At 68.3% G+C, this 26,871-nt stretch carries 24 protein-coding genes and 1 pseudogene; 15 read left to right on the forward strand and 10 right to left on the reverse strand.

Features of this window, described 5'->3' with window-relative positions:
- Window positions 1-320 precede the first annotated feature (320 nt).
- The 3 genes from DVH23_RS04875 to DVH23_RS04885 all read right to left on the reverse strand — a co-directional run bounded on the left by DVH23_RS04875 (window position 321) and on the right by DVH23_RS04885 (window position 2,943).
- Window positions 321-1,142 (reverse strand): fumarylacetoacetate hydrolase family protein, encoded by an 822-nt coding sequence (locus DVH23_RS04875; RefSeq protein ID WP_114576291.1) that lies wholly within the window; start codon window positions 1,140-1,142, stop codon window positions 321-323.
- Window positions 1,139-1,489, reverse strand: coding sequence for a cupin domain-containing protein (locus DVH23_RS04880; protein WP_114576292.1), 351 nt, complete (start codon window positions 1,487-1,489; stop codon window positions 1,139-1,141). Before DVH23_RS04880 ends, DVH23_RS04875 begins: the two co-directional genes overlap by 4 nt.
- A gap of 158 nt (window positions 1,490-1,647) precedes the next feature.
- Entirely contained in the window at window positions 1,648-2,943 is a 1,296-nt protein-coding gene (locus DVH23_RS04885) for a polysaccharide pyruvyl transferase family protein (RefSeq protein ID WP_114576293.1), read from the reverse strand.
- Window positions 2,944-3,063: 120 nt separating this feature from the next.
- On the opposite strand from DVH23_RS04885, the gene DVH23_RS04890 reads away from it, so the two are divergent.
- The gene (locus DVH23_RS04890) at window positions 3,064-4,467 is read left to right on the forward strand and encodes a sulfatase-like hydrolase/transferase (protein ID WP_157972333.1); all 1,404 of its coding nucleotides are present in this window, start codon (window positions 3,064-3,066) and stop codon (window positions 4,465-4,467) included.
- On the opposite strand, the gene DVH23_RS04895 is transcribed toward DVH23_RS04890, so the two are convergent.
- On the reverse strand, window positions 4,464-6,353 hold the full coding sequence (locus DVH23_RS04895; RefSeq protein WP_114576295.1) for an N-acetylneuraminate synthase family protein: 1,890 nt from the start codon (window positions 6,351-6,353) through the stop codon (window positions 4,464-4,466). The genes DVH23_RS04890 and DVH23_RS04895 overlap by 4 nt on opposite strands.
- Before the next feature lie 190 nt (window positions 6,354-6,543).
- On the opposite strand from DVH23_RS04895, the gene DVH23_RS04900 reads away from it, so the two are divergent.
- A complete protein-coding gene (locus tag DVH23_RS04900) occupies window positions 6,544-8,331 on the forward strand; it encodes an ABC transporter ATP-binding protein (RefSeq protein ID WP_114576296.1) in 1,788 nt (595 codons plus the stop codon).
- A 2-nt stretch (window positions 8,332-8,333) separates the two neighbouring features.
- Complete coding sequence (locus DVH23_RS24120; protein WP_198667840.1) at window positions 8,334-9,830, forward strand: hypothetical protein; 1,497 nt, start codon at window positions 8,334-8,336, stop codon at window positions 9,828-9,830.
- A gap of 18 nt (window positions 9,831-9,848) precedes the next feature.
- On the opposite strand, the gene DVH23_RS04910 is transcribed toward DVH23_RS24120, so the two are convergent.
- On the reverse strand, window positions 9,849-10,763 hold the full coding sequence (locus tag DVH23_RS04910; RefSeq protein ID WP_114576297.1) for a glycosyltransferase family 2 protein: 915 nt from the start codon (window positions 10,761-10,763) through the stop codon (window positions 9,849-9,851).
- A gap of 147 nt (window positions 10,764-10,910) precedes the next feature.
- Between DVH23_RS04910 and DVH23_RS04915 the strand changes: the two genes are divergently transcribed.
- On the forward strand, window positions 10,911-11,615 hold the full coding sequence (locus tag DVH23_RS04915; protein WP_114576298.1) for a cytidylyltransferase domain-containing protein: 705 nt from the start codon (window positions 10,911-10,913) through the stop codon (window positions 11,613-11,615).
- The gene (locus DVH23_RS04920; protein ID WP_114576299.1) at window positions 11,612-12,934 is read left to right on the forward strand and encodes a polysaccharide pyruvyl transferase family protein; all 1,323 of its coding nucleotides are present in this window, start codon (window positions 11,612-11,614) and stop codon (window positions 12,932-12,934) included. Before DVH23_RS04915 ends, DVH23_RS04920 begins: the two co-directional genes overlap by 4 nt.
- Here the strand turns inward: DVH23_RS04920 and DVH23_RS04925 are convergent.
- On the reverse strand, window positions 12,931-14,001 hold the full coding sequence (locus DVH23_RS04925; RefSeq protein WP_198667841.1) for a hypothetical protein: 1,071 nt from the start codon (window positions 13,999-14,001) through the stop codon (window positions 12,931-12,933). The two genes, DVH23_RS04920 and DVH23_RS04925, sit on opposite strands and share 4 nt — an antisense overlap.
- A 75-nt stretch (window positions 14,002-14,076) precedes the next feature.
- On the opposite strand from DVH23_RS04925, the gene DVH23_RS04930 reads away from it, so the two are divergent.
- From DVH23_RS04930 to DVH23_RS04950, 5 genes are all read left to right on the forward strand, one after another.
- Window positions 14,077-15,003 (forward strand): glycosyltransferase family 2 protein, encoded by a 927-nt coding sequence (locus tag DVH23_RS04930; protein ID WP_114576300.1) that lies wholly within the window; start codon window positions 14,077-14,079, stop codon window positions 15,001-15,003.
- 79 nt (window positions 15,004-15,082) lie between these two features.
- Window positions 15,083-15,700, forward strand: a complete 618-nt coding sequence (locus tag DVH23_RS04935) for a hypothetical protein (RefSeq protein WP_114576301.1) — start codon at window positions 15,083-15,085, stop codon at window positions 15,698-15,700.
- The gene (locus tag DVH23_RS04940; RefSeq protein ID WP_114576302.1) at window positions 15,697-16,962 is read left to right on the forward strand and encodes a DCC1-like thiol-disulfide oxidoreductase family protein; all 1,266 of its coding nucleotides are present in this window, start codon (window positions 15,697-15,699) and stop codon (window positions 16,960-16,962) included. Before DVH23_RS04935 ends, DVH23_RS04940 begins: the two co-directional genes overlap by 4 nt.
- A gap of 65 nt (window positions 16,963-17,027) precedes the next feature.
- Window positions 17,028-18,281: an O-antigen ligase gene (locus DVH23_RS04945; RefSeq protein ID WP_114576303.1), complete on the forward strand. Its 1,254-nt coding sequence runs from the start codon at window positions 17,028-17,030 to the stop codon at window positions 18,279-18,281.
- Window positions 18,282-18,326: 45 nt separating this feature from the next.
- On the forward strand, window positions 18,327-19,304 hold the full coding sequence (locus tag DVH23_RS04950) for an SDR family oxidoreductase (RefSeq protein ID WP_114576304.1): 978 nt from the start codon (window positions 18,327-18,329) through the stop codon (window positions 19,302-19,304).
- 79 nt (window positions 19,305-19,383) lie between these two features.
- On the opposite strand, the gene DVH23_RS04955 is transcribed toward DVH23_RS04950, so the two are convergent.
- Window positions 19,384-20,265, reverse strand: a complete 882-nt coding sequence (locus tag DVH23_RS04955) for a hypothetical protein (protein WP_114576305.1) — start codon at window positions 20,263-20,265, stop codon at window positions 19,384-19,386.
- A gap of 314 nt (window positions 20,266-20,579) precedes the next feature.
- Here DVH23_RS04955 and DVH23_RS04960 point away from each other — a divergent pair, with 314 nt between their 5' ends.
- The 3 genes from DVH23_RS04960 to DVH23_RS04970 all read left to right on the forward strand — a co-directional run bounded on the left by DVH23_RS04960 (window position 20,580) and on the right by DVH23_RS04970 (window position 22,815).
- Window positions 20,580-21,389, forward strand: coding sequence for a hypothetical protein (locus tag DVH23_RS04960; RefSeq protein ID WP_157972334.1), 810 nt, complete (start codon window positions 20,580-20,582; stop codon window positions 21,387-21,389).
- Window positions 21,390-21,462: 73 nt separating this feature from the next.
- A complete protein-coding gene (locus DVH23_RS04965; RefSeq protein WP_114576307.1) occupies window positions 21,463-22,401 on the forward strand; it encodes a D-2-hydroxyacid dehydrogenase in 939 nt (312 codons plus the stop codon).
- A gap of 60 nt (window positions 22,402-22,461) precedes the next feature.
- Window positions 22,462-22,815 carry a four-helix bundle copper-binding protein gene (locus DVH23_RS04970; protein WP_263623737.1) on the forward strand — a complete coding sequence of 118 codons (354 nt, stop codon included), beginning with the start codon at window positions 22,462-22,464 and terminating at the stop codon, window positions 22,813-22,815.
- Between the two features lie 30 nt (window positions 22,816-22,845).
- Here the strand turns inward: DVH23_RS04970 and DVH23_RS04975 are convergent, their stop codons facing one another.
- Complete coding sequence (locus tag DVH23_RS04975; RefSeq protein WP_114576308.1) at window positions 22,846-24,141, reverse strand: O-acetylhomoserine aminocarboxypropyltransferase/cysteine synthase family protein; 1,296 nt, start codon at window positions 24,139-24,141, stop codon at window positions 22,846-22,848.
- Window positions 24,142-24,240: 99 nt separating this feature from the next.
- On the opposite strand from DVH23_RS04975, the gene DVH23_RS04980 reads away from it, so the two are divergent.
- Both DVH23_RS04980 and DVH23_RS04985 read left to right on the forward strand, forming a co-directional pair.
- Complete coding sequence (locus DVH23_RS04980; protein ID WP_114576309.1) at window positions 24,241-24,711, forward strand: NUDIX hydrolase; 471 nt, start codon at window positions 24,241-24,243, stop codon at window positions 24,709-24,711.
- 44 nt (window positions 24,712-24,755) lie between these two features.
- Entirely contained in the window at window positions 24,756-26,270 is a 1,515-nt protein-coding gene (locus tag DVH23_RS04985; protein WP_114576343.1) for an NAD(P)H-dependent oxidoreductase, read from the forward strand.
- Window positions 26,271-26,316: 46 nt separating this feature from the next.
- Here the strand turns inward: DVH23_RS04985 and DVH23_RS04990 are convergent, their stop codons facing one another.
- Together DVH23_RS04990 and DVH23_RS04995 are read right to left on the reverse strand one after the other, a co-directional pair.
- On the reverse strand, window positions 26,317-26,637 hold the full coding sequence (locus tag DVH23_RS04990; protein ID WP_114576310.1) for a hypothetical protein: 321 nt from the start codon (window positions 26,635-26,637) through the stop codon (window positions 26,317-26,319).
- Window positions 26,637-26,871 (reverse strand): annotated as a pseudogene (locus tag DVH23_RS04995) (calcium-binding protein); the annotation flags it as partial. The gene DVH23_RS04990 and the pseudogene DVH23_RS04995, both read right to left, overlap by 1 nt.

Here is a 26,871-nt window from a genome sequence, read left to right on the forward strand (position 1 = left end):
AAATGAAATCCGCTGGCGCGTCACACCACTCGTTCAGTGGGCGTCACAACACTGTTACTCCGCCTCTCTCCCAACGAGACTCTCGAGTACGATCTTTCACTCGGAACTCTCCTCGATGGGGGCGCCCGAGCAGGCTTCCAGCGGAACTACGAGTGTGTATGTCCAGTTCTTGGCGAACTCGCTCCGTTCCAGGCGAATTACGAGTGTGTATGTTATCGATCTCGACCGGAGGCTGAATCGGAACCTACTGTTACTGCTGACTTGCAGGCAGTTCCTGTCGAGACATCCCCGAGAGCATCACGATCGGACTTCGATTCCTCTCAACGAACGACGTCAGCTGAGACGTGTCCGACCCGATCGACGCTCGCCCGGACCGAATCGCCCGCCGAAACCACGTCGGCCCCCGGCGTCCCGGTGTTGATCACGTCGCCGGGCTCGAGCGTTGCCACCTGTGAGTGAAACGCCACGAGCTCCCGTGGCGGGAAATGCATGTCCGCGATCGGCGCGGCGGCGACCGTCTCCCCGTTTCGCTCGGTTCGAACCTCGATCCCCTCGATCGCTTCCCCTGCGTCGGGAACGTACAGCTCCGAGCCATAGACCAGAAAGGAGTCGAACGCCTTCGCCCGCGTCAGGAATCGGGGGTTGCGTTCGAGGACATCCTCGGCGGTGGCGTCGAGCAGGGGGACGAAGCCGGCGATCACGCCGTCGACCTCCCCTTCATCGAGGTCGCGGCAGGTCCGGCCGATCACGACGCCGAGTTCGGCCTCGACGGTGATTCGGTCGGCGAGCGCGGGGTCGGGAAGCCGGATCGGGCCGCCGGGACCCGCGAGCGACGTGGTCGGCTGGAGGAAACTCGCGGGCTCCTCGGGCGACTCCTCGTCCAGGTCGCTCGCGTGGTCGGCGTAGTTCAGGCCAATCCCCCAGAGCTTCCCGTCGCCGGGAACCACGCGGTCGAACGCGAGATGGTCGGCCGGGACGGGATCGGCCGTCGCCGCCTCCGGATCGGGCAGGCTCCCCTCGGCGGCGACCCGGAACGCGCTCTCGATTCCCGACAGGGAGGGGTCGGCCGACGCAAGCGGAACGAACCCAGTTTCGCCGCCGAGCCACGCACGCCCGTCGGGGGTTCTGGCGAGGCGAGTCATTCGTCCTCCCGGTCGGTCCAGAAGTCGAAGGAGCGCCCGGGCGCGAAGACGTCGAGCCCGACCGCGCGCTCGTCGCCCGTGTTCTCGACAGCGTGGCTCTCCCAGGCGTCGAGCCAGACTGAGTCGAAGCGCTCCAGGGTGACCGCGTCGTCCTCGGTTTCGACGGTCAGCTCGCCCTCGAGACAGAGACAGACCTGCTCGTTCTCGTGGTCGTGCATCGGGGAGCTGTGGCCGGGGGGCTTCTCGAACCACTCGAACGAAAAGCGGTCGCTGCCGGCCATCGCGACGCGGCGCCAGCCCTCGTCGGGCTCGTAGGTCTCGGCACCGTCGAAATCGACGGGCTTCATCGGCTCGCCCCCACGGCACCGCCGTCGGCCGGGAAACACGGGCCGTCCCTGCATCCGTCGGTCGATACTCCTGGCGTCGCCCCCTCGCTCTTCCGTACCATGGCGCTACGAGGGGCGGTCACCGACAAAACAGCTCGGGTCCCGGAGGACTCGCGGCGTTAGCCCCAGTGGTCGGCGACGATCCCGGGAAGCTCCCGGACCTCCGCCGCGCGCTCTTCGACGGTCTCCCGGAGGGCCGGGTCGCCCGACTTCTCGATGGCGTCCTCGGTCGCCACGACGATCTCCCGTCGCTCGTCGGCCGACGGGAATCCCCCAAACTCGCGGCGATCCTCGTAGCCCAGCACCTTCTGGAGGCTCCGGGTCTTGTGGGAGTTCGATCCCAAAAAGACACAGCGGGTCCCGCCCAGCGAGGCGAAGATAGAGGGGTGATACCGCCCCGAGACCAGCGCGTCGGCGTTGGCCAGCACCCCTCCCGCCGCGAGCACCGGCGTCTCCACCGGAAGGATCGGCGTCCCGGTCCGGTCGGCGACCGCCTCGAGAAAGCGATCGGAAGGAGAGGTCTGGACGAGCAACACCTCGCGGTCGAGGCCCTCCCGAAGCTCCCCGACCAGCCCCTCGTAGGCGGGGATCGCCCGCTCGGGCTCGCGCTGGGCGAGCGAGCTCCCGCCGACGCAGACGTAGGGCGCCGAGAGGTCGAACCCGTTCAGATACTTCTCGTCTTCGGGGAAAGGAACGATGAAGTCGCCGTCGTCGGGAAGCTGTCTGGAGACGTCGCCGGCGTAGCGGTCGTGCCACGAAAAGAGCGCGTCGGGGACGAAGTAGCCCTCGGCCCCGGGAGCGAGCTCCTCCAAGAGCTCGAGCGACCGGGGGTCCCGGAGCGTGACGGCGTTGCACTTCCGGAGGGTCCGGGCGGCCTGTGCGGCCGTCCGCTCGTTTCGGCCGTCAACCGGGCAGTCCGAGATCATCGCGTTGAGGTAGTAGACCGGCTTCCCCAGCGCGTCGGCCAGTTCGACCACCGAGAGCAGGAACAGCAGCTTGCGCCGGGGCGGAGTCGTAAAGATCATGTCGCCCTCGCCGTTGATCACGACGCCATCGCTGTCGGCAACCGCGTCGTAGAGCTCGCCGAGGCGGGCGTTCTCCTCGCGGCGGTCGTAGATCGTCCGGGCGCTCCTCCGGGGGTCCTCGGAGACGAAGTCGGTCTCGGCGCCAAGCAGTTCCTCGGTGGCGACGTAGTAGCCAAAGACGGGATGGCGGTCCCGGCGCCTAGTTATCTTCCGGAACCACTCGGGCGAGAGCAGCTTCGACCGGATCGGGGTCTCCCCGGCGGCGTACTCGCCGTCGACGACGCCGCCGATCGAGAACTCCTCGTCGAGGACGCCATAGAGACTGATGCTGGTGCCCCGACAGCCCCAGTTCTCCCGGTTGCGGTTGTCCCCAACGTAGAGTAGATCCATACTTTGGCTTCCGGCGTGGCGCGATTATACGTGTCGCTTTCGGGCCCGTTCTCCCGGCCGATCGGCCGGTCTCCGGCGCGAAGCCACCACCTATATCTTCCCGATCACGAATGAGTGGGCGTGTCCCGCAACGTCGTCCTGATCTGTCTCGACGCGGTCAGGAAGGACTACTTCGACCGCAACGCCCCCCGGACCCGTGCGGCCGCCGACCTCGCCATCGATGGCTGCCGGGCCGCGAGCCCGTGGACGGTTCCGAGCCACGGGAGCGCGTTCACGGGCCGGCTCCCCAGCGAAACGGGGATCTACGACCCCGATGTCGATTTCGGGACGCTCGAGGGAGACACGTTCCTCTCGGTGCTTTCCGACCACACGACGATCGGCGTGAGCGCCAACCCCTGGCTCTCCTCGACGTTTGGCTTCGACTCCCTGTTCGACCGCTTCGAGTACGCCGACTATGGGACGCTCTTCTCGGCGGGGATGGACGCCCGCGAGTTCGTCGACCGGGTTCCCGACGCGGGACTCCAGCGGGGCGCTCGCCTCCTCCGGGAGGCCGCGGCTCACGACCATCCCGCAAAGAGCGTCGCCAACGCCGTCGCCGCCAAGGTCCGCTCGCGGACGACGCGGTTCGGGGTCCCGGCGCTCACCGACGACGGCGCCGGAACGGTGTCCCGCCGGCTGCGGGAAGCGACGGACGAGGTCGAGGACCCCTTCTTCGCGTACGTCAACCTCATGGATGGCCACGACACCCACCGTCCCCACGTCAGACTCGACCGCGACCGGTACTCGGCGCCGGTCGACTGGGACTCGACGGGGGTGAACAAGTGGGCGTACAACGCAGATCCCTCCCGCCGCGAGCCCACCTACCTCCGGCGCTACCGGGAGCTGTACGCTGCCAACATCGCCTACCTCGACTCCGTGCTCGCCGACCTGTTCGAATACTTCGCGGCGACCCCCCGCGAGACGACGGTGATCGTCACCGCAGACCACGGCGAGAACCTGGGGTACGCCGCCGACGATGGGCTGATCGAACACGTCGGGAGCCTCACCGAGGCCCTGCTCCACGTCCCGCTGTACGTCATCAACCCGCCCGAGGGCCTCCGGATCGGCGACGGCTACGTCTCCCAGCTCGAGCTCGGCCGGCTCGTCCGTGCCGCGGCCAACGACGACCCCGACGCGGCCAGCGACCTCGCCCGGGAACGGATTCCCGCGGAACTCGTCGGCACCCGGCTCCCGAGCATGGATCGGGCCGACGCCGACCTCGATACTGACTACTGGTCGCGGAGCATCCGGGCGGTCTACGAGGGAGAGCGAAAGTACCAGTGGGACTCGCTCGACAATCGCTACGAGTACGCCATCGACGCCGGACGACCCTGCTGGCAGAACCGGGTCGCCGACGGGATCGAAATTCCGCCCGAGGCACACGACCTGTTCGCGACTGAAATCGGCTCCGTCGATCCCGACGGGGCGGCCGCGGACGTCGACGGCGACACCGCCTCCCGGCTCCGGGATCTGGGCTACCTCTAGACCCGATTTCGGAGCTCCGCGAGCCGCTCTGCGGCCTGTTTGAACCCCGCGCCGCGCTTCTCGTGGCCCCGCCAGATCTCGGTGATGATCGGGCCCTCGAAGTTGTCGTACAGCGGAAGCAGACGCTCGAAGTCGATCTCACCCTCGCCGATCTGGAGGCCCTCGCCGTCGACGCCCGCGGCGTCGGCGACGTGGAGGTAGGCGGTGTACGGTCGGAGGGTTCGGGCGTGCTCGATGAGGTCCTCGTCGGCGTAGTTACACCACAGCTTCGCGTGGGAGGTGTCATAACAGATCCGCCGGCCGGTCCGCTCGCAGAACTTCGCGATCTCGTCGGCGGCCATGAAGTTGTTGTGGTAGCGCTGGCCGCCGTAGATCCAGGGCAGGGGCGGCATGTTCTCCATCAGGACCTCGACGCCCTCCTCGTCGAGTTCGGCGAGCGACCGGTCGAGGGCTTCGTTCATTGCCGGGACCGACTCGAGATCCATGTGGTCGGTCGTGATCCCGCCGGGGTGGACGACGATCGGCGGCCGCTCGGTCGGGAAATGGGGCGCGATCTCCTCGCGGGTCTTGTCGATCACCCGCTGGAGGACGTCGACGGCCTCCCGGCGGGTCGCCTCGGTTCGCGCGCTCGGATCGACGAGGTCGTGGCCGACCTGCTCGGGGGCGTGGATCCCCAGCCCCTTCTCGTAGTCGCCCACCGAGAATTCCTCGTCCAATCCCGAGCCGTTGACCCGGAACTCGAAGACGTCGGGGTCGCCCCAGTCGTGGTCGGCGATGTCCGAAAAGCGGACGACGATCCCCCAGTTCTCGAGGGCGGTGTCGTACTCCTCGGCGATCCCCTCGTCTACGTCCTCCCACTGGATCGTCTCGTCGGCCCCGATCGTTCTCCGGGCTTCGGCCCCGACGACGGTCTCGAGTTCCTGGGGGGAGACGCCCTTCGCCGGGCTCTTCGCGGTCAGGTCCGCACGGGTGATCTCCCGTCCGGCGGGGATCTCGCGGGCGGCGACGAGGCTCTTGCCAAGCGAGACGCGGTTGTTGTACTCCCCGCGGGTGAGGTACCGTTTGGGGGTCCCCTGGCTCTCCTCGATGTTGCGGACGTCCCGGACGAGCTTCTCCAACCCCGGGGCCTCCAGGCTCGCGGCGTGATCCGGCCCCTCCATGTCCCGGGAGACGGTGAAGTGACGTTCGAGAACGTCGGCACCCATCGCGACGGCGGCCCCCGAGACCGCGATGCCGCGTTCGTGGCCCGAGTAGCCCACGGGGACGTCGTAGCGCTCGTCGAGTTCTTCCATGAACGCGAGATTCAGGTTGTGATAGGGCGCGGGGTACGTACTCCGGCAGTGGAGCAGGCCGAACGCCGCTCCCCGATCCTCCAGGAACTCGACAGTCCGCTCGATCTCTCCTTCCTCGGCCATCCCAGTCGAGACCAGGAGGGGTTTGCCCGTCTCGACGAGCCGCTCGAGCAGGAGGAAGTTCGTCATGTCGGGCGAGCCGATCTTGTACGCCGGGAGGTCGAGGTTCTCCAGAAAGTCGACGCTCGAGTCGTCCCAGGGCGAACAGAGGAACTCGATGCCCGACTCGCGGGTGTAGTCGGCCAGTTCGCGGAACTCCGCGTCCGACAGCGAGACTCGCTTCAGGTTCGAGACGGTGTACTCGACGCCCATCTCCGAGCGGGCGGGGTTGGTGACGACCTCCTCGCGGTAGGTCTCCTCGAGCCGGCGCTTCTGGAACTTTACCGCGTCGGCGCCCGCCTCGTTCGCGATGTCGACTAACTTCTTTGCGAGCTGGAGGCTGCCGTTGTGGTTGATGCCGGCCTCGGCGATGACGTAGGCGGGGTGATCGCCGCCGATCGACCGGTCGCCGACGGCGAGGGTGGAATCGGACATATCGTCTCCTCTTATCGGGGCGCCAAAAGGATTGTTTCTCGTCGCTCGCACGGTCGGCTTTGGATTCGCCTCCCGGTAACCGATACGATCCCGAAGGCTCTCCAGAGGACCGTTCGTGGCGGTATCGGAGCATACATCGAATTGACAATCTTATAGTGTCCCGACCGCGAACCCGTTTTCGAGTGAGTACATGAGTACAGAGGACCTCTCCTTCCGGGAGAAGGCCCGCGGCCTCTACGAGGTCGCGACCTTTCGCCCGGTTCTGACCGCTTCCGTCGTTTTCTTCAGCGTCTTTACGGCCCTCCTCGAGGGGATCGGGATCAGCTTCATCGTTCCGATCGTCGAAATCGTCCAGTCACCGGGGGCGCCGGGCGAGGACGCAAGCGGTCCGGTCGCGGTCTTCGTCGCCGTCTACGACTTCCTGGGGATCCCCTTCACGCTGGGCTCGGTCGTCCTCGGGGTTATCACCGTCATGGGCGTCCGGTTCGGGACGAACTTCGTCGTCGACTGGATGCGGATCGCCCTCCAGAACCGCTACGTCCGCCACCTCCAGCGCGAGTCGTTCGACCACGCCCTCGACGCCGAGATCGCCTACTTCGATCGGGAAGGCTCCGACGACATCCTGAACGCCATCGTCACCCAGGCCGAGGCCGCGGGGCGGGTGATCAGTGACTTCATCCGCTTTATGAAACAGGTAATGCTCTGTGCGGTCTATCTGGGAATCGCGCTCTATCTCTCGCCGGTGCTCACCGTGCTTGCGGGCGTGATCCTCGGTGGGCTGACCTTCTTCATCCGCAAAGTCGTCGAGCCGGGATACACCATCGGCGACCGGGTCGCCCAGGCTAACGAGGAGATCCAGGGCGCCGCCCAGGCGGGCACCCAGGGGATCCGCGACGCGAAGCTCTTTACGCTGACCGACGAGCTCTTCGAGCGGTTCGCACGCCACGTCGACACCTACACCTCCTCCTCGATCAAGCTCGGGCGCAACGAGGCGATCATCGACAACGTCTACAACTTCGCGGCGGCCGCGACGGTGTTCGGGCTCATCTACGTCGCGATCGGGTTTACCGGCCTCTCGCTCGCCTCGCTTGGGATGTTCCTCTTTGCGATGTTCAAGCTCGGCCCGAAACTGAGCCGGGCGAACAACTACCTCTACCGGGTCGAGGGCCGGCTCCCCCATCTCGTCCGGACCCAGGAGTTCATCGACGAACTGCGCGACCACGAGGAACCGGTCGGCGGCGACCGATCTTCCCCCGAGAGTCCGTTCCCGATCGCCTTCGAGAACGTCTCCTTTTCGTACGGCGACGAGCCGGTCCTCCACGACGTCTCCTTCCGGATCGCGGCCGACGAGTTCGTCGCGTTCGTCGGCCCCTCCGGCGCCGGCAAGTCCACGATCGCGTCCCTGCTTGCCCGGCTGTACGACCCCGACTCCGGGGACGTGACGGTCGCCGGGACCTCCCTCGCCGAGTACGACCTCACCGAGTGGCGCTCGCGGGTCGCCGTCGTCCGCCAGAACCCGTTCCTGTTCAACACCACCCTCCGAGAGAACGTCACGATCGGGAACCGGAATGCGACCCAGGCCGAGATCGAACGCGCCTGCGAGATCGCCCACGTCACGGAGTTCATCGACGAACTCCCCGAGGGGTACGACACCGAACTCGGCGACGACGGCGTCCGCCTCTCGGGAGGCCAGCGCCAGCGGGTCGCGCTCGCCCGCGCGCTCCTGAAGGACGCGGACCTCCTCGTCCTGGACGAGGCGACCAGCGACCTCGACTCGGGGATCGAGGACCGGGTCCACACCGCCATCGAGGAGATGGACCGGGACTACGCGATCCTCGCCATCGCCCACCGGCTCTCGACCGTACGGGGAGCGGATCGGATCCACACCGTCGAGGACGGCCGGATCGTCGAGGAGGGCGACCACGAGGAACTGCTCGAGGAGGAGGGCCGGTACGCCGACCTCTATGCGATGCAGTAGCCGTGGCGGGAGCCACCGACGACGGCCCAGTTGACGACCCCGCACTTACTTACGAGGAGGCCCACCGACGCTTTCTGGCCGTCGAAGACGACCTCGGGCTCTTCTCGGCCCGGATCGACGGCGTCCCCTTCTGGGAGCGGGCCCGTTTCGAGACCCATCGGGAGGCGATCCGGGCGACGACGCCGCTGGGCGAGGCCCACGCGACGGTCGGTCTACAGCGGGCCCGCCTCCGAAAACTCCGGGGTCTGCTCCGGAACGTTGCCGTCGGCAACCCGTTCCTCGCAGAGCCCGCCGACATCGCGTTCGTCGGCCATCCCCGACGCAAGCAACGGGAGGACGGGCTCTGGTGGGACGTCTACTGCGACCCGATCCTCGAGGGTCTCGACCTCGACGCCGTCTACCTCGAACCCGATCACGACCACGCTCACCACACCCCGGCGAAGACGGGGGACGTTCGCTACCTCGACCTGGTGAAGTACGGCGGCAACCTCCGGCGAAAGTTCCTTCCTCCGAGTGTTCTCACGCCGGCCGACGCGCGCTTCCTCGAGCGGGTCGAAGCGGCGTTCGCCGAGCGGTTTGGGACCGGCCTCGACGTCGCCGGACGAGTCCGCCGGGACCTCGTGACCCGGCGGTGTAGACGGCCGCTCTACCGGCGGCTGTTCGAGCGTCTCGATCCCGACCTCGTGGTCCTGGTCGTCTCCTACGGGAAGGAGACGGCGATCGAGGTCTGTTCGGATCTCGGAATCCCGGTCGTCGAACTCCAACACGGTGTGATCAATCCCTATCACGTCGGCTACTCGTTTCCCGGCGACCGCACCAAGGAGACGTTCCCCGACTACCTCTTCACCTTCGGCGAGTTCTGGGGGGAGACCGTCGAGGTGCCGATCCCCGGCGATCGGGTGTATCCGGTCGGCTACCCCCATCTCGAGGCGTCGCTCTCCGAACTCGAGCGGGATAATGAGGGCGGGTCCGGGGACGCAAACGGCGACCGCTCGGGCGACGAGAGCGACGAGGGCGGAGAGCAGTTGCTGGTCGTCTCCCAGGGAACCATCGGCCGGGAACTCTCCCGGTTCGCGGCGGCCCTCGCCGAGGGCTTCCCAGGCGAGATTGTCTACAAACTCCACCCGGGCGAGTACGACGGCTGGGCGGACTCATATCCCTGGCTCCGGGAGGCCGACGTCGACGTCCGCGCCGACGCCGACCTCTACGACCTCTTTGCGGAGTCGGCGGCCCAGATCGGGGTCTACTCGACGGCGCTCTACGAGGGGCTGGCGGTCGGCCTCGACACCTACCTGCTCGAGTGCCCCGGCGTCGTCCAACTGAAACCGCTGGTCGACCGGGGCTACGCGACCGTAGTCGACTCTCCCGAATCGTTCCTCGTGGCGTTCGAGGCGGGAGAGTCGAGTCCGCCAGAGGACCGAACGCCCTTCTTTGTGCCGAACGCGGTCGACAACATCGAAGCCGCGCTTGCGGACGTCCGAGAGCGCGAGCGCCGATAGCCGTCAGCGACGAGCCGACTACCCGCGCGACTCCGGCGTCGGGGAGAGCCGCTCGCGGAGCTGGCCCGTTCGCTTCGCGAGGTCGAGTGCGTACCGGAGTCCGTAAAACGAGAGCTTCTCCTGGATCGACAGCTCCTCCCAGACCTCGGCGAGTTCCCTCTTTGTGGTCGAGGGTTTCGGCGGGAGGTACTGGCGCGGGTTCGCGAGCCCGCGGCCGTGGCCGAGTTCGGGGTGGAGCCGGCGGTTCTGCTCGATCCCGCGGCCGATTCGGACGTACTTGCCGAGCATCGACCGGAGCGACGACCGGGGCGGATGGGTGACGACGGGGTCGGGCGCGTAGTGGAGGTCCCGACCCGACCGGCGGACCCGGCGGCCGAACTCGAGGTCGCCGCCCGACACCAGCCGCTGGTCGAAGCCGCCGACGTCGGCGAGCGTCTCGCGAGTGACCAGCAGGCAGTTCGTCGGCGCGTACCCCTCCTCGCGGACGTAGCGGGCGACGGGAAAGCCGGTCAGACGGTCGTAGCGCGCGACGAGCCCCTCGCCCTCCTCCCGGGGGATCTCGACCCGACAGCCCACGTACGCCGCCTCGCGTTCGTCCATCACCGCGACCGCGCGCTCGAGCCAGTCCGCTTCGACGGTGCTGTCGGCGTCGAGGAAGGCGAACACCTCGGCATCCGTCCGTGCGGCCCTGATTCCCGTGTTTCGGGCGGCGTAGGAGCCCTGAATCTCGGTCTCGGAGACGAGGGTGAACAGGCTGGGATCGGTTTCGTGAAACGCCCGGGCGACTTCGAGGGTGGCGTCGGTCGAGCCGTTGTCGGCGACGACGACCTCGTAATCGGGGTAGGTCTGTCCGGCGAGCGCCTCGAGGGTCGCCGAGAGCCCCTCGGGGTCGTTGTAGACGGGGACGATCACCGAGACGGGCGGTCGGCTCACGGGCGGTCACCGCCGATCGGCGTCCGGGGGCGGCGTCCGCGGTCGTCACGAAGGAGGGTCACGGTCGGTACGGACCGCCGGATCCTCTTATATCGACCGGTAAGCCGCATCGGTGGCTACTTGTCGGTCGGGGCGCAGGCTCCCGCCATGGCCGTCGCTCTCGTCCCTGCACGCGGTGGAAGCAAGGGGATCCCCGGGAAGAACGTCACGCCCTTCCTGGGGAGCCCGCTGATCGCCCACACGATCGCACAGGCCGACGCCGCCGACGCGATCGAGAGTACCTACGTCTCGACCGACGACGACGAGATCGCCGACGCCAGCCGCGAGGCCGGCGCCGGCGTCATCGACAGGCCGGAATCGATCGCGGGCGATCGCTCGCCGACGGAGGCGGCGCTGGCCCACGCCCTCGAGGTCCTCGAAAACGACGGAGTCGAGCCTGAGGTCGCCGTGCTCCTCCAGTGTACCTCGCCGCTTCGCCGGCCCGCCGACATCGATGCGACGGTCGACCTCGTCGAGGGGGAGTACGACTCGGCGCTTTCGGCCTGTGCCGACCACTCCTTTTTCTGGGAGCAGGAGGGAGAAAGCGCCCGCCCGGTCAACTACGACCCCGCCGACCGGCCGATGCGCCAGGAGATGGCCGACCGCTACCGCGAGAACGGCTCGATCTACGCCTTCGAGCCGGCGGTCCTCCAAGAGGAGAGCGCCCGACTCGGCGGGCGGGTCGGGATCCACGAGATGCCCGAACTCCTAAGCTTCGAGGTGGACACGCCCGAGGACCTGACGCTGCTGGAGGCGATCGCCGAAGCGATCGGGTTCGAGGCCACCGCCGGGGAGCTGGGTGGGCGGGCGTGAGCAGGACGGTCTACTTCGTCAACGACACGACGACCAGCGAGAACTGGGGCTGTCGGGGAACCACGAGAGCCCTGCGCGGGATGGTCGCCGAGGCGGGCGGCGAGATCACCGATACCCTTCACTTGGAGCGGATGGACGACCGGCAGACGCTCGGGGAGGCCGTCGCCGGCACCGGCTCCTTCCCGGCGCGCCTGGCCCGCTTCGTGTCCCGGAAGGCCGACCTTGAGGGAAAGACGTTGCGCGCGCTCGCGTTCGTCCACGGCGGGAACCGCCGGGGCGCGTACGAACACTACGAGTCGATCGTCGGCCGGTGGGACGAGATCCCCGTGACCTACGAGGAGTACCCAGCGGCCGCGCGGGCGGTCCGCCGTGGCGAACTCCTCCCCGACGTCCGCCGCGGGATCGAGGAAAGCGACCTCGTCCTCATCAACGGCGAGGGGAGCATCTACGACCGCCAGCGCAAGGGCCGGATGACCCTGTTCGTCGCCTACCTCGCCCGCGAGTTCGACACCGACTGCGCGCTCGTCAACCACACCGCCGACGTCCACGACCCGGTCGTCCGCGAGATCGCCGCGAACGTCTACCCCCGGCTGACCGACGTCGTCTTCCGGGAGCCGTTCTCGGCGGACGCTTGTGCCGAGTTCCTTCCCGACGAGGCCGATCGCTCCCGCGGCGCTGACGCCGCCTTCACGTACGAGCCCGTCGCCGACCGGGAGGCCTGGGAGCGGGTCGTCTCCCGCGAGGGCTACTTCGATGCCTACCCCGACTCCGCGGGCGAGTTCGACCCCGGCGAGCCCTACGTCTGCGTCGGCGGAAGCTCGATCTACAACCGACCCGACAGACCCGCCTACGACCCGGCACCCGCCTTCGCCGACCTCTGTCGGCGCATCGAGCGCGAGGTCGCTCCGGTCGTGCTCACCGCCTGCTGTGGCTCCGACGCCGAGATCCTCCGGCCGGTCGCCGACGAGCTCGGCCTGCCGCTGGTCGGCCCCGCGACCCCGGTTCGACAGGCCATCGACGTACTCGGGGAGGCCGCGGGATACGTCGGCGGCCGCTGGCACCCGAGTATCTACGCGCTGACCGGCGGAACCCCGGTGGTGACCCTCACCGCCAATACCTACAAGACCGCGGCGCTGATCGAGCAGGTCGGCCTCGACGGCCCGACGTTCGACGCGCTCGCCCTCGAGGGCGCGACCGACCGGATCGTGGCCCTCCTCTCGGAGTACGTCGATCGCGAAGGACTCGAAGAGCGTCTCCAGGGGCGGGCCGGCGATCTTTCCGAGCGCGCCCGTCGGAACGTCCGGCTCCTCGAGGGTTAGCGCAGCCGCTTCACCCGCTCGACGACGGGGTCGGGCAGGTACCGGACCGCCGCGTGCTTCCCGCGGCGTTCGAGATGCTCACGAGCCGCCTCGAGCCGCCCGGTCTTCTTGAAGCGCTCGAAACATGCCCGTTCGTAGGCCCGATCGGGTTCGACCACTGGGGGGTCCTCGAGAGGGAACTCGAGGTCGTACCGGGGGAGGTCGGCAAGCGGCGAGTCGGGGTCGGTTGTGTGGATCGCTCGCTCCCCGAAGCCGACGTTCGAGACGAGGTTGCGGGCGGGGACGGCCGCGAGCCCGCCGGTGACGAGCATCGCGTACTGCCAGGGCTTGCTCCAGGCGACGGACTCCCCCCGGTAGCGCTTCTCGAAGCGATCGCGCTGGTAGGCAAACCGTTCGTCGTCGCCGATCGCCTCCCGGATCCGCCGCCGGATCCGCGGATCGGGCCAGCCGCCCATCTCGGGGTCGTACCGGTCCCAGGCCTTCCGCCAGGTCGCCCACCCCCAGACGCCCTGGTAGGTCACGAAGTGGTAGTCGCCGCCGCCTTCCGTCCAGGTCCCGAGTCGGTTGGTGCCGTTGATCGACATCACCCGCTCGTCCCCCCGGTAGCGCTCGAGCATCGTCTCACAGAAGCGAAAGAACTCGCGGGTGGGAACGCAGTCGTCCTCGACGATTATCGCCTCGGGTTCCCGTTCGAAGACCCAGTCCAGTCCCTCGGCGACGCTCGCGACGCCGTGATTGTGGTCGCGATATCGGCGGTGAACCTCGGGTTCCCAGTCGATTCCCTCCTCGACGGCCCGGCGGGCGGCCCCACAGCGTTCGGCCGCCGCGTCGTCGCCGACGGGCCCGTCGGCGACGATGTAGAATGTGGGGGGCTCGACCGCGGCGATCGCCTTTACGACCCGGGCGGTGGTTTCGGGACGGTCGTAGATGGGGAGGACGACCGGGGTCGAGAGCTCCCAGTCGTCTCCCGGCTCGGTCGGCCCGTCCCGAGCGCGCGCTTGTCGGCTCTCGCCTCGCTTCCCGTTCGTTCGCCGGCCCTGCCGGCTCCCGGCGCCGCCTCCGACCATACCGGCTCCTGTCGCCCGATCCCACAAAACCCTTGTCGTCAGGTTTTTCGTCGCCTTCGCCCAACGGGCGTTCGAATGGAGGGTCCCACCGTCTCGGTCGTCGTCCCGACCCACAACCGGTGTCGGACGCTCCCGCGGGCCATCGACAGCGTCCTCTCGGGCACTTACGACGACTTCGAGCTCTTGGTCGTCGACGACGGCTCGACCGACGCCACCCCCGAGGTCGTCGCGGACTACGACGACGACCGGATCAGGTATCTGCGCTTCGAGGAGAATCGTGGCGCCAACGCCGCCCGGAACGCCGGCATCGAGGCCGCCCGCGGCGAGTTCGTCTCCTTTCTGGACTCCGACGACGCCTTCCGCCCGCGCCACCTCGAGGTGGCGGCGGGCGTCCTCTCGAGGGCGCCCGCGACCTGTGACGGCGTCTGTACCTCCTATGCACGGATCCGCGGGGGTGCGGTCGGCTCGATCCAGCGTGTCCCCGAGGGGGTCATCGACCGGGCGGCGATCCTCGACGGCAACCCGATCGGCTCGCTGTCGGCGACGACGTTTCGCCGGTCGGTCCTCGAGGCCGTCGGCGGCTTCGACGAGGACCTCCCCTCGGCCCAGGACTACGACCTCTACGTCCGGGTGAGCGAGGGCTCCCGGCTCCGGGGGATCGGCGAGGTCCTCGTCGACCACCACACCGACGGCGACCGGATCAGCCACGACGTCTCCCGCCAGATCCGGGGCTACGAGCGGATCGTCGAGAAACACGGCGACGCCATCTCCGATCGGCGCCGGGCCCACCAGCGCTTTCTGATCGCCTTTCTCTACGCCGACCGCGGCGAGATCGACGCGACGCGTCGGGAGCTCCGGACCGCACTCTCGCTTCACCCGACGAACCCCCGCTACCACTACTTCTATCTCGCCGCCCGGCTCGGGGGCTCCGCGTTCGCCGCGAGCCGACGGCTGAAGGACCTCGGCAACCGGCTGTACCGTCGTGAGCTCCCGTTTTCGTGATCGGTCATCGGAACCGGTATATGGTGCCGTTTGATACGTCACGGCAATGGTGTATGGCTTTCTGGGGAGCGGTTCACCGATGGCGCTTTTGCGACCGCTGGCCTTTCTCGCGTTCGTCGCGGTCACGGTCGTCGCCTTCTACTTCTCGGAGCACACCCTCGTCCGGCGGGGGTACGTCGTCGGCTTCGTCGCCGTCCTGGTCGTCGCGAGCGCCACGGGCGTCGCGATGTTCCCCGCGGTCACGATGCACAAGTTCGCCGACACCGTCGACGAGGAGTCGACCTACCACGAGTTCCGGATCGCCGACGAGAGCGGGACCGAGATCGAGTACGACCAGCGTGCTTCCGCGCCCGTCATCGGCACCCGCCACGCCTCGCTGGCGCTTGCAACCGTCGAGGAGTACGACGACGAGAAACGCCTCGAGATCGCCGCGTTCCTCCTCGAGCAGGCCATAGAGCACCGCACGGACGTCGAGTCCGGCCCGTCGTTTTCCGAGCGGGTACGCTACCCGCGTCACATGCACGTCGAGGGCTGGTCGGCCACCGAACTCGAGGACGTAGGAGAGTTCGACCGGCTCGTGATCTACGAGCGGACGGTCCGCTATGACGACGATGCGGGGTCGATCGAGAACCGCAGCGAACGCAAACTCCTCGAGATCGATCCCGACGAGGAACGCATCGAGGGGCCCGCGGCATGATCGGGAGCGTCCGCGGCGCGTTCGTCAACTACGTCGCCGACCCCGCTCGAGCGAGCCCGATCAACCGGGCGGTCGCTCGGGTCCTGCTCGGGGCCTTTCTGCTCTGGAAGGTGCTCTCCCTGGAGTGGGCGGCTCTCGCGGAGTGGCCGTTCGTCATCGCCGACGCCTACACCGCCTTCGATCACGAACTGCTCTGGATCCTCCTTCCCTACCAGCAGTGGCTGCTCGCGGGACTGCTCTTGGTCTTCATCGCGGGCTACCGGACGAAGTGGGTCGGGCTCGCGAGCGCACTCGTGCTCGCACAGATGGCGCTGATGCGCTCGATGATCTACTACTCCGGCCAGGTCGAGACGCTCTTTATCGCCTCGTACTTCCTGCTCGTGCTCTCCTTGTTCCCCGAACCCGACCGGCTCTCGGTCGACGGCCTCCGGGAGACCCGCACCCGGTCGATCCACGAACTCAACGCCTTCCTCAAGGGCGACGACCACCGGGAGTACCGGATGACCGGGCTCGCGGTCTCGCTCGTCATCGTCTCGATCATCTACGTCGGCGCCGCCTGGGGGAAGGTCCTCGTCTCGGGGCTCGAGTGGATCACCGCCGAGAACCTCGGGCGGTACGTCCTCTACTACCGGGAGATCGGCGGCGTCTCCCACCCGGCCGGCGAGTTCGTCGTCCAGTATCCCGAATTGCTGTTCGCCGGCGTCTGGGGGACGATCGTCCTCGAGGTCGCATTGCTCCCCGCGGTCCTTCTGAAACGGGATATTACGGCGGTCGCGGCGGGGTTGATCGGGCTCCACCTCGCGATCATCGCCATGCTCGGGCTCTACTTCCTCGGAAACGTCGTCTTCCTCCTCCTCTTTCTCGCCTGGGACCGCCTCTACGCGGCGATCGCCCGCGACTCGACCGAGGGGGTCGACCTGGTCTACGACGAGCGGTGTTACTTCTGTGCCCGTTCGTTGTATCCGTTCAAACTGCTCGACGTCAACCGCTCGGTCAACTTTTATACCCAGTCCAACGCCCCCGAGGAGTACGGCGAGATGGAGGGCGTCGACTACGAAGAGCGGATGTATCTGTTTCGCGAGGGCGAGCCCTACGGCGGCTACGAGGCGTTCCGACAGCTGATCCGCCAGTTCCGCGTCTTCGCGCCGGTCGCCCTTGCGATGGCGTTCCTGCCGGTTCGGGCCGTTGGCGAGCGGGTCTACGGCTACGTCGCTGACAACCGGAGCCGGTACTTCGTCTGTAGCGTCGAGGACGCCGACTGACCGCCGGACCGACCGTTCGGGTTTCACGACGTTTTTATCCGATGGCATCGTCGACACCGACAGCGATGGACTCCTCTCGACGTGCCGACGCGGCCTTCGCCGTCTGCTACGTCGCCTTCGTCTTCGCGGGCGTCTACAAGGACGCGTGGTACGTCGCCTGGGCCCCCCTCGACCTGACGCTCGCCTTCGGGCTCGCGGCCGCCGCCGTCGCCGGCTGGCTGGCCCTGCGGGGCCGGCTCCGGGTCACCCGGGCCGGGATCGTTATCACCGGCCTCTTTACGGCGTTCGCGCTCTACGCCGTCGTCTCCGGGATCTGGTCTCCGAGCACCGACTACTACCTCTCGAAGGCGTTTCGCCTGGTCGGGGTCACCGGGCTCACGCTCGGGCTCGGGGCCCTCGTCGTCGCCTCCTCGGCCCGCCGGCTCCGCTACACAGGGTTTGCGACGGTCGGCTTCTCCCTCGTCGCCGTCGTCGAGACGTTCGTGCGATACCTCCAGTCCGGGGATACGGCCATCTATCCGTTCGGAACGAACTACCTGATCACGGGCCGCGTACTCGGACTCGGGATCGTGATCCTTACCGGCTACCTCGTCCTCTCGCGGGCGGATCGGCGCCTGACGACCGCCGCGGGGATCGTTCTCCCGCCGGCGACCTACGCGTTGCTCGTGATCGGCTCCCGGGGCCCCCTGGTCGCGGCTGTCGGCGCGATCGGGCTCCTAGTCGTCGCCGGGCTCCTGATCGGCCGGCTCCCGAACGGCCGGTGGGCCCTCGGGGCCTACGCCGCGGCGGTCGGGCTCGCCGGCTACGTCGCGTTCACGGTCGCCAGACACCTCGAGACGATCACCCGACTACTCTGGCTGCTCGAGGGCCCCGGTCAGTCGCTCGGCGCACGGTTCACCTACTGGCAGCAGACCATCGCGGGGCTCGGGCCCGCGACGCTTCCGTTCGGACACGGCCTCGGCTCCTGGCCGGTCGTCCTCGGCTACGGCGACGCCCAGGACTACCCCCACAACATCCTCCTCGAGGTCGCCTTCGAACTCGGGCTGGTCGGGCTGGCGCTGCTCCTTTCGCTGTTCGCCGTCGGAGTCGGGGTCGCCATCCGCGAGTGGGCCGACCACGGCCGGCCGGTCCACCTCGTGCTCCTCGCGCTGTTCGCGTACATGCTCGCGAACACAATGGTGACCGGCGATCTGAACGAGAACCGCTATCTCTTTGCGGTCTGTGGGGTGCTCGCCTATCGGGTCGCGCCCCGGCGGTACGCCGTCCCCTCGCTCGCTACGGTCCGGGAGGCGATCGGATCGTCGGGATCGCCGACCTGACCGCGTTCCGACGGCTTTTTCATCGGCCGCGGGGCTCCCGTCTCCATGCACTGTCTGGTCACGGGCGGCGCCGGCTTCATCGGCGGCCATCTCGCCGAGGCGTTCGCCCGCGAGGGCCACGACGTCACCGTCCTCGACAACCTGGAACCGTTCTACGACGTCGACATCAAACGCCACAACGTCGAGGCCGCCCGCGAGGCCGCCACGGGCGAGTACGCCTTCGTCGAGGGCGACGTCACCGACGAGGAACTCGTCGCCGAGCTCGTCGCCGACGCGGACGCCGTCTACCACCAGGCCGCCCAGGCCGGCGTCCGGGCCAGCGTCGAGGAGCCCCTGAAGGTCCACGAATACAACGTCGACGGCACGCTCAACCTCCTGGATGCCGCCCGCGACACGGACCTCGAGCGGTTCGTCTACGCCTCCTCCTCGTCGGTCTACGGCAAGCCCGACTACCTCCCCTACGACGAGGACCACCCCACGACGCCGGTCAGCCCTTACGGGGTGTCGAAGCTCTCTGCCGAACACTACGCGCGGGTCTACCACGAATTGTATGACGTGCCGTCGGTCTCGCTTCGATACTTCACGGTCTACGGTCCCCGGATGCGCCCGAACATGGCCATCTCGAACTTCGTCTCCCGGTGTATCCACGGCGAACCACCCGTCATCTACGGCGACGGCACCCAGACGCGCGATTTCACCTACGTCGAGGACATCGTCGATGCGAACCGCGCCCTGATGGAAGACGATAGTGCCGACGGCGAGGTGATGAACATCGGGTCGACCGACACTATCGACATCCTCACCCTCGCCGAGGTCGTCCGGGACGCGATCGACCCGACCCTCGAGATCGAGTTCACCGACGCCCGCGAGGGCGACGCCGAACACACCCACGCCGACGTCTCGAAGGCCGGGGAGCTGATCGGCTACGAGCCAGACGTGACGATCCGGGAGGGCGTCGAGAACTTCATCGAGTGGTACCGTGCCAACGACGACTGGTACGACGACCTCGTCCGACGCTCCTGAGGTCCGCGTCGATCGAAGGTCGGGATGAAATCCGTCGGTCCGGAGGGGCCTCCATCGATTTACTCGTTTCGAGGCGGGGCTACGAGGTCAGTGCGCCCTTGATGTCCCGGCCGACGCGAGCGAGGGTGTCGCGGAGTCCCCGTTTCCGGATCGACTCGAGGAAGCGTCCGCGGAAGGTATGAGGGCGCCCCCCTTCGGTCGGGAGCGTCCGAAGGTAGTAGCCCAGCGAGGGCTGGCGGGTCGTCACCGAGATCGGCCACTCGCGCTGGCTGTAGACCCGCATCCCCTCCTCGGCCGCTATCGCGTCGCCGACGCGGGCCAGGCCGGCGGGGTGGCGGCCGTGGACGATCTTCGGGGAGTCGGTGAGAAAGCCCGCCGAGCCCTGGTATCTGATCCGGAGGTTGTACTCGGGGGGAAGCGTCGCGATGTCGAGGTCGCTGTCGTAGAGCGCAGCCCGGAAGGCGGGCTGGTTCAGCCCGCGAAACGTCTCCGCGCGATTGGCGCGGTAGATCCGCTCCCAGGCCGAAAAGCAGTCGGCGACGGCGGGACGGTCCGCAAAGAGGATCACGCCCGTGTTGTACTGGGGAAAGGCCTCGGGGACGTCCGCGGGCGAGTAGCCCTTTCGGGCGGTTCGGCTCCCCGGGTTGTGGGCCGCCGCGATGTCGAAGCGCTCGAGCAGGTCGAAGACTCCCGAGACGTCCTCACGGACGTGGGTGTCGGTGTCCAGAAAGAGGGTCCGGTCGTACGGCGAGAGCTCGGGGCCGACGATCGAGTCGTCGACGCCGTAGGCGGGGTCCTCGAGGGGCCGCACGTCGTCGACGTGAGGGGCCGAAAAGGGTTCGTCCGAGAGGACCGTCGTGTGGAGGTCGCCGCCGGCCGCGGCGACGCTGCGGGCCGACTGGCAGGCCTCCTCGATGTACTCCCTGCCGGTCGCGACGTAGACGATCCCCTCGGACGGCATTCCTCGCCGATCGTTCGATCAGCCATCATATGGGTGTTGCGAACTCCGTTGGTAACCGAACCGGTCGTCTCGGCCGTCGTAGGGACTCCACGCCGAATCCTCCGTCCCCGTAGCCGCCGGTGAAAGACGACGGTCCTCGCCTGCGCCGTCTCCGCCTCGAGGCTCGCGACTCCTCGCCGTCGTCGCTAGGGGTTGCGGTCCGAGCGGGTCCGGACTGGCCGTCGGGCCGCGCGCACCCGGCGGAGTCGGAGCGATCGCAGGCGTCCGAACACAACCGCTAAGTCGACGCCCGGACATCCCGCGAACCCACGTTCATGTCGCCACCCCCCTCGCGGGTGCTCGAGCGAGTCGCCGACGGAGCCACGGAGCGTGCGGTTGCCGCCGAACACCTCCTCAAGATCGGGGCGGTCCCCCGGCTCGAGTGGCACCTCCAGGAGCCCGCGCTGCGGGCGATCCACCGCCTCCAGCGAGCGGTGTGGCCGGCCCGCTACACCGACGCCGACCCCTACCGCTTGCTGTGGGTCGATCCCGCGGCGATCACCCACCACGTCAACCGCGAGGAGACGCCACGAATCTTCGGCCGGGTCGCCGGCGGCGACTGGGATCGCCACCGGGAACCGTTCGCCGCGACCGACGTCCACCGCTCGCTCGAGAAACGCTTCGAGGAGGGCGCCGACTGGGAGGACACGGTGTTGTACGGGGCGCTTCTGTCGGGATCGGAGTCGGGGCTCTGGCGCCGGCGGTGTCGCACCGCGACCGAACGCGACCGCCGGCTGACGGCGATCGACGCGCTCTACGAGCGGATCGCCCGCGAGGGGTATCGGAGCCAGGCCACACTGGCCACCCGGGACGGGATCGACGGGATCGGGGAGGGGAACAACGAGCGAAGCCACCCCATGCTCAACGAGGTGGGGATCAACGTCGGCCGCGACGGCGCCTTGCTCTGGCGCCACCGGGGACTCCACCGGCTCTCGATCGCGAAGCTACTCGGCGTCGATCGCATCCCGGTCTACGTCCTCGCGCGCCACGCCGGCTGGCAGCGGGTCCGCGACCGCCTGCGGGCGGGCGAGCCGGTCGGAACCGGTTCCGACTCCCACCCCGACCTCGCCGATCTTCGGGAGTGATCGCCACCCCTCTGGCTCCGGCAACCCGGGCCGGGACGGAAAGCCCGAACACCGTCCGTCGCCGACTCCCGCCATGACCGGCCACCGGCTCCTGATCCCACACCCCTATTCGCCCGACGCGAAAGCCACCCTCGAGGACGCTGCGGGGGACCGCCTCGCAGTCGAGATCGCCGAAACTCCTGCGGAGACTCGCGAGGGTTTCGAGGCGGCGACGATCGCGCTGACGCCGCGGCTTCCCGGGGAGTGGCTCGAGCGGGCCGAGAACCTAGAATGGGTCCAGGCGACCAGTGCCGGCTACGACCACTACGACGTGGACGCCTTGGAGGCGCGCGGAATCACGCTGACGACCGCCTCGGGGGTCCACGCCCAGCCGATCGGCGAGCAGGTTCTGGGCGCGATGCTCGCCTTCGAGCGGGGCCTGCTCGAGGCGAGAGACCGCCAGCGGGACGGTATCTGGCTCGCCCACGAAGGCGGCGAGTTGGGGCACAAGACCGTCGGCGTGGTTGGACTGGGCGCGATCGGCGGCCGGGTCGCCGAACTCGCCTCGGCGGTGGGGTCGAGAGTGGTCGGTACCAAGCGGGATCCCTCCGACGCCCCCGAGGCCACGGACGAGGTCTACCCGCCCGAGGAGGTCGCCGAGGTCTACCGGCAGGCCGACTACCTTGTCGTCGCCTGCCCGCTTACCGACGAGACCCGCGGGATGATCGACCGGGAAGCATTCGAGAGCCTGTCCTCCGATGCAGTGGTCGTCAACATCGCTCGCGGGGAGGTGATAGAGGAGGAGGCGCTGGTCTCGGCCCTCCAGCAGGGACGGATCGGCGGCGCCGCACTCGACGTCTTCGACGAGGAGCCACTTTCCCAGGAGTCGCCGCTGTGGGACCTCCCGAACGTGCTCGTGACTCCCCACATGGCAGGCTCGACGCCCCACTACTTCGACCGGGTCGGCGACCTCTTCGCGACCAATCTCGAGGCGTTTCTCGCGGGCGAGGAGCCGGAAAACCGAATCGTCTGAGCCCCGCTTGCGAGAGCACGCGGAGGTTTGAGGTGTGACGCGCTCGTCGTGACTGGTGCAATGGAGATCGACCTAGAGCGGATCGACCACCTCGACGAGCGGAGCCAGGACTGTCTTCGAAACTGCCTGGAGGCCGCCCAGGTCTGCGAGTGGTGTGCCGACGCCTGCGCCGACGAGGGCGAAGGGATGGCTCGCTGCATTCGCCTCTGTCGGGACGTCGCCGACGTCGCCTCGCTGCACGCCCGGCTGATGTCGAGAAACTCCGCGTACAGTGGCGACCTCGCGGCGGTCTGTGCCGACCTCTGCGAGGAGTGCGCCGAGGAGTGTGCGGAGCACGACCACGACCACTGCCAGGCGTGTGCGGAGGTCCTCCCCGACTGTGCCGACTCCTGTCGGGAGATGGCTTCCGGGTGATTCGGTAGCTCGAAGCTCCGTTCCCCCGCTTTAGCTCGCCGCTTCGATCGCCCGATCGAGGTCGGCGATGACGTCCGCGACGTCCTCAATGCCGACCGAGAGCCGGACCATGTCGTCGGTCGTGCCGCTCGCGAGTTTTTCTTCCTCCGAGAGCTGTTGATGAGTCGTGCTCGCGGGGTGGATGATCAGGGTCTTCGCGTCGCCGACGTTCGCCAGCAGGCTCGCCAGGGAGACCTCGTTGCAGACGGTTTCGGCCGCGTCGTAGCCGCCCTCGAGCCCGAAGGTAATCATTCCGCCGTACCCCCCGTCGAGGTACTCCGCGGCCGCGTCGTGGGTCTCGTGGCTCTCGAGGCCGGGATAGTTGACCCACGAGATTGCGGGGTGCTCTTCGAGGTACTCCGCGACGGCCATCGCGTTCTCGCAGTGTTTTTCCATCCGGAGGGGAAGGCTCTCGAGTTTCTGGAGGGTGACCCAGGCGTCAAAGGGCGACTGCTGGTTGCCCAGGTCCCGGAGGCCCCGGGTCCGCGCGACGGCCAGGAAGGCCGCGTCGCCGAAGGTCTCGTGGAAGTCGATCCCGTGGTAGGCGGGGTTCGGCTCCGTGATCTCGGGGTAGTCGCCCTCGGCCCACGGGAACGAGCCGCCGTCGACGAGCATCCCGCCGATCGTCGAGCCGGCGCCGTGGATCCACTTCGTCGTCGAGTGCCAGACGAGGTCCGCGCCGTGTTCGAGCGGCCGGCAGAGATACGGTGTCGCGAACGTGTTGTCCACGAAGAGGGGAACGTCGTTCTCGTGTGCGATGTCGGCCAACCGCTCGATGTCGGGGGTGACGAGCGCGGGGTTGCCGATCGTCTCGCAGTGGACGAACGCCGTGTCCGAATCGATCGCCTCCTCGTAGGCGTCGTAGTCGAGCGTATCGACGAACGTCGTCTCGACGCCGCGTTTCTCGACGGTGTGGGTGAGGTAGGTGTAGGTCCCGCCGTAGAGCGAGGACGCCGATACGACGTTGTCGCCGACGTCGGCGAGGACGAAGGTTGCGAGATCCAGCGCGGCCATCCCCGAGGCGGTCGCGATGGCGCCCGCGCCGCCTTCCAGGGTGGCGACGCGCTCCTCCAACATCGCGTTCGTCGGGTTCATGATCCGCGAGTAGATGTTGCCGGCCTCCTCCAGCCCGAAGAGGGCGGCGGCGTGCTCGGTGTCCTCGAAGACGTAGGAGGTCGTCTGGTGGATCGGGGGCGCCCGCGCGCCGGTCGTCGGGTCGGGGTCGGCGCCGGCGTGGATGCTGTCGGTCGCGAATCGGTGCTCGTCTGGGTCGCTGTCGTCTGCCATGGAGAGGCAATCGCAGCGAGGGGGTTTGATTCTTCCCCGGCAGCGGTTCGCTCGTCGGGCAAGCGGGAGACCTATTTCGCCGTCGATCATCCACGGGGTATGGAGACGACGCGTCACTTCACCGCGACCGTCTACGTCGTCGCCGACGGCGCGACCGCCCTCCACGACCACCGCCGACTTGGTATCCGGATCCCGCCGGGGGGCCACGTCGACCGGGACGAACTCCCCCACGAGACGGCGATCCGGGAGTGCCGCGAGGAAACCGGCCTCGAGGCGACGATCATCCCGACCGAGGATCGACGGATCGAGGCCGAAACGGGTCGCCCGCTCCCGCGACCCCGCCGCCAGATGCTCTACGACATCGACGTCCACGACGGCCGGGTCGCCCACCAGCACGTCGACCATATCTACTACGCGACGGTCCCCTCTCGCGAGATCGACCCTGCGGACGGCGAGGTCGGCGTCGAGGGCTGGCGGTGGTACACCCGCGAGGACCTCCGCGCGAGCGACGTAGACGATGACGTCGTCGCGCTCGGCCGCGAGGCGATTTCGGCCGCCCGGGGACGGTGACCGACCGTCCCGACCGCCCGTCGGACCCTCCGGCCGGCGAGGAGCTGAACGTCCTCGTCGTGCTCGGTCACCCCCGGACCGACAGCTTCGGGAGCGCGCTCGCCGAGGCCTACTGCGAGGGCGCCCGCGAGGCCGGAGCCGAGGTCCGGGAACTCGTCGTCGCCGACCTTGAGTTCGACCCCGACGTCCGCGCTGACTCCCCCGAAAACCAGGAGATGGAGCCCGACCTGATCGACGCCCAGCGCCGGCTCCGGTGGGCCGACCACCTCGCGTTCGTCTACCCGAACTGGTGGGGGACGATGCCGGCGCGGCTCAAGGGGTTTCTCGATCGGGTGCTGACGCCCGGTTTCGCCTTCTCCTTCGAAGGGGAGGGTCCGGGTCACGACTCCCTGCTTTCGGGTCGGACCGCCGAACTGATCTCGACGATGGACATGCCGCCGTGGGTCTACCGCTTCATCTACCGCCAGCCCGGCAACGACGCGATGAAACGCGCTACCCTGGGATTCGTCGGGGTTCGGACGACGCGGGTGACGAACCTCGGGCCGGTCCGGGAGTCCGATCCCAGCGATCGCCAAGAGTGGCTCGCGGAGGCGACCCGGCTGGGCGAAAGCCTCGAATCAGGGCCCGAACCCCGTTCGGTCAGAGCCCGCCGCCGCCTGAAATCGTGGCTCTCGGCGCTTCGCCTGCAGTTCTACCCCATGTCGCTGCTCGCCTACGGCCTCGGCGCGCTCGCCGCCGCCGGCACGGACGCGTTCTCCGCGCTCGCGATCTGGCTCGGGCTCGCGTTCGTCTTCTTCCTCGAGGCGACGACGGTGCTCGCCAACGAGTACGCGGACTACGAAACCGACAGCGAGAACGCGTACGCGGGCCCGTTCACCGGCGGTTCCCGGGTGCTGGTCGAGGGCGACCTCGGATTCGGGGAGGTTCGGCGGGGCGCGCTCCTCACGGGGTCGCTCGCCGCCGTCGCCGGAGTCGAGGCGTTGGCCGTCGGGGCCGGCTCGACGCTCGCGACGGCCACGGCGATGGCCGTCCTGGCGGTGCTCGCGCTCGGCTACACCCTGCCGCCGCTCTCGCTTTCCTACCGGACGCTCGGCGAACTCGACGTCGCCGTCACCCACAGCATCGGCGTCCTGCTCGTGGGATTCCTGCTCGCGGGCGGAGTCTCGAGCGATCCGCTGCCGTGGCTGCTCGGGCTCCCCTTCCTGCTGTCGGTCCTCCCTTCGATCACGCTCGCGGGCGTCCCCGATCGGGATGCCGACCGCGCCGCCGGAAAGCAGACGATCGCCGTTCGGTTCGGCATCGACGGCGCGGCGGCGGTCGCTGCGGGGACCGCCCTGGCGGCGGCGGGAGCCGGCGTCATCTGGATCCTCCGAGGGGTTCCGGGCTACGGTCCCCTCGTCGCCCTCTCGATACCCCACGGGCTCGCGATCGCGTGGGCCGTTCGCGGACTCTACAGGCGGCCGGAGCCACGCCGGATCGACCGGCTGATGGCTCTCACGCTTTCCTATCTCGTCTGGTTCGCGGTCGTGCCGCTTTACTCCCTGCTCCGGGTCGCATGATTACGTTTCGCTTCGGAAATAGAATCCGGATGAGAAGTGGTGTCGGTCAGTCGAGGGTGGTCGAGAGGAGGTTGAGCGTGGGGCTGAACATCGAGGCGTCCTCGCCGAGGCTCCCGGTATCGTCGGCGCTCAGGTTTTCGTCCCGGGAGAACAGGAACGCGGTGATTCCGGAGCCGTCGCCGATGTCGTAGCGGATGACGTAGCCCGAGTAGTCGTCGGGTTGGGAGATCTCCGAGACCGTCTCGTCGTCGTCCTGAAGGCAGTTGACCGTCGTGGCCTGTTCGAGTTGGGCGACGACCTCGAAGCTCTGTCCCGGGTGGTAGTCGTAGGCGAAGACGAGGACGTTGCCGTCCTCCTGGAGCGCCATCAGTTACCGCCCCCGTTTCCACCGCCGTTTCCGCCTCCGTTGCCACCGCCGTTGCCGCCTCCGTTGCCACCGCCGTTTCCGCCGCCGTTGCCACCGCCGTTGCCGCCGCCGTTTCCGTTCCCTCCGTTGCCGCCGCCTCCTCCGCCGAGGTCGGTCGAGAGGAGGTTGAGTTCGGGGCTGAACATCGAGGCGTCCTCACCCAGCGTCCCGCTGTCGCCGCTGCTGAGGCTGACG

Origin of the sequence: Saliphagus sp. LR7 (genome assembly GCF_003344565.1) — an archaeon.
Taxonomy (GTDB): Archaea; Halobacteriota; Halobacteria; order Halobacteriales; family Natrialbaceae; genus Saliphagus; species Saliphagus infecundisoli.

Coding starts and splice junctions, on each gene's coding strand:
- DVH23_RS04875 (WP_114576291.1), bottom strand. CDS start 1,142: ATGACTCGCCTCGCCAGAACCCCCGACGGGCGTGCGTGGCTCGGCGGC.
- DVH23_RS04880 (WP_114576292.1), bottom strand. CDS start 1,489: ATGAAGCCCGTCGATTTCGACGGTGCCGAGACCTACGAGCCCGACGAG.
- DVH23_RS04885 (WP_114576293.1), bottom strand. CDS start 2,943: ATGGATCTACTCTACGTTGGGGACAACCGCAACCGGGAGAACTGGGGC.
- DVH23_RS04895 (WP_114576295.1), bottom strand. CDS start 6,353: ATGTCCGATTCCACCCTCGCCGTCGGCGACCGGTCGATCGGCGGCGAT.
- DVH23_RS04900 (WP_114576296.1), top strand. CDS start 6,544: ATGAGTACAGAGGACCTCTCCTTCCGGGAGAAGGCCCGCGGCCTCTAC.
- DVH23_RS04915 (WP_114576298.1), top strand. CDS start 10,911: ATGGCCGTCGCTCTCGTCCCTGCACGCGGTGGAAGCAAGGGGATCCCC.
- DVH23_RS04925 (WP_198667841.1), bottom strand. CDS start 14,001: ATGGTCGGAGGCGGCGCCGGGAGCCGGCAGGGCCGGCGAACGAACGGG.
- DVH23_RS04930 (WP_114576300.1), top strand. CDS start 14,077: ATGGAGGGTCCCACCGTCTCGGTCGTCGTCCCGACCCACAACCGGTGT.
- DVH23_RS04935 (WP_114576301.1), top strand. CDS start 15,083: ATGGCGCTTTTGCGACCGCTGGCCTTTCTCGCGTTCGTCGCGGTCACG.
- DVH23_RS04940 (WP_114576302.1), top strand. CDS start 15,697: ATGATCGGGAGCGTCCGCGGCGCGTTCGTCAACTACGTCGCCGACCCC.
- DVH23_RS04945 (WP_114576303.1), top strand. CDS start 17,028: ATGGACTCCTCTCGACGTGCCGACGCGGCCTTCGCCGTCTGCTACGTC.
- DVH23_RS04950 (WP_114576304.1), top strand. CDS start 18,327: ATGCACTGTCTGGTCACGGGCGGCGCCGGCTTCATCGGCGGCCATCTC.
- DVH23_RS04955 (WP_114576305.1), bottom strand. CDS start 20,265: ATGCCGTCCGAGGGGATCGTCTACGTCGCGACCGGCAGGGAGTACATC.
- DVH23_RS04960 (WP_157972334.1), top strand. CDS start 20,580: ATGTCGCCACCCCCCTCGCGGGTGCTCGAGCGAGTCGCCGACGGAGCC.
- DVH23_RS04965 (WP_114576307.1), top strand. CDS start 21,463: ATGACCGGCCACCGGCTCCTGATCCCACACCCCTATTCGCCCGACGCG.
- DVH23_RS04970 (WP_263623737.1), top strand. CDS start 22,462: ATGGAGATCGACCTAGAGCGGATCGACCACCTCGACGAGCGGAGCCAG.
- DVH23_RS04975 (WP_114576308.1), bottom strand. CDS start 24,141: ATGGCAGACGACAGCGACCCAGACGAGCACCGATTCGCGACCGACAGC.
- DVH23_RS04980 (WP_114576309.1), top strand. CDS start 24,241: ATGGAGACGACGCGTCACTTCACCGCGACCGTCTACGTCGTCGCCGAC.
- DVH23_RS04990 (WP_114576310.1), bottom strand. CDS start 26,637: ATGGCGCTCCAGGAGGACGGCAACGTCCTCGTCTTCGCCTACGACTAC.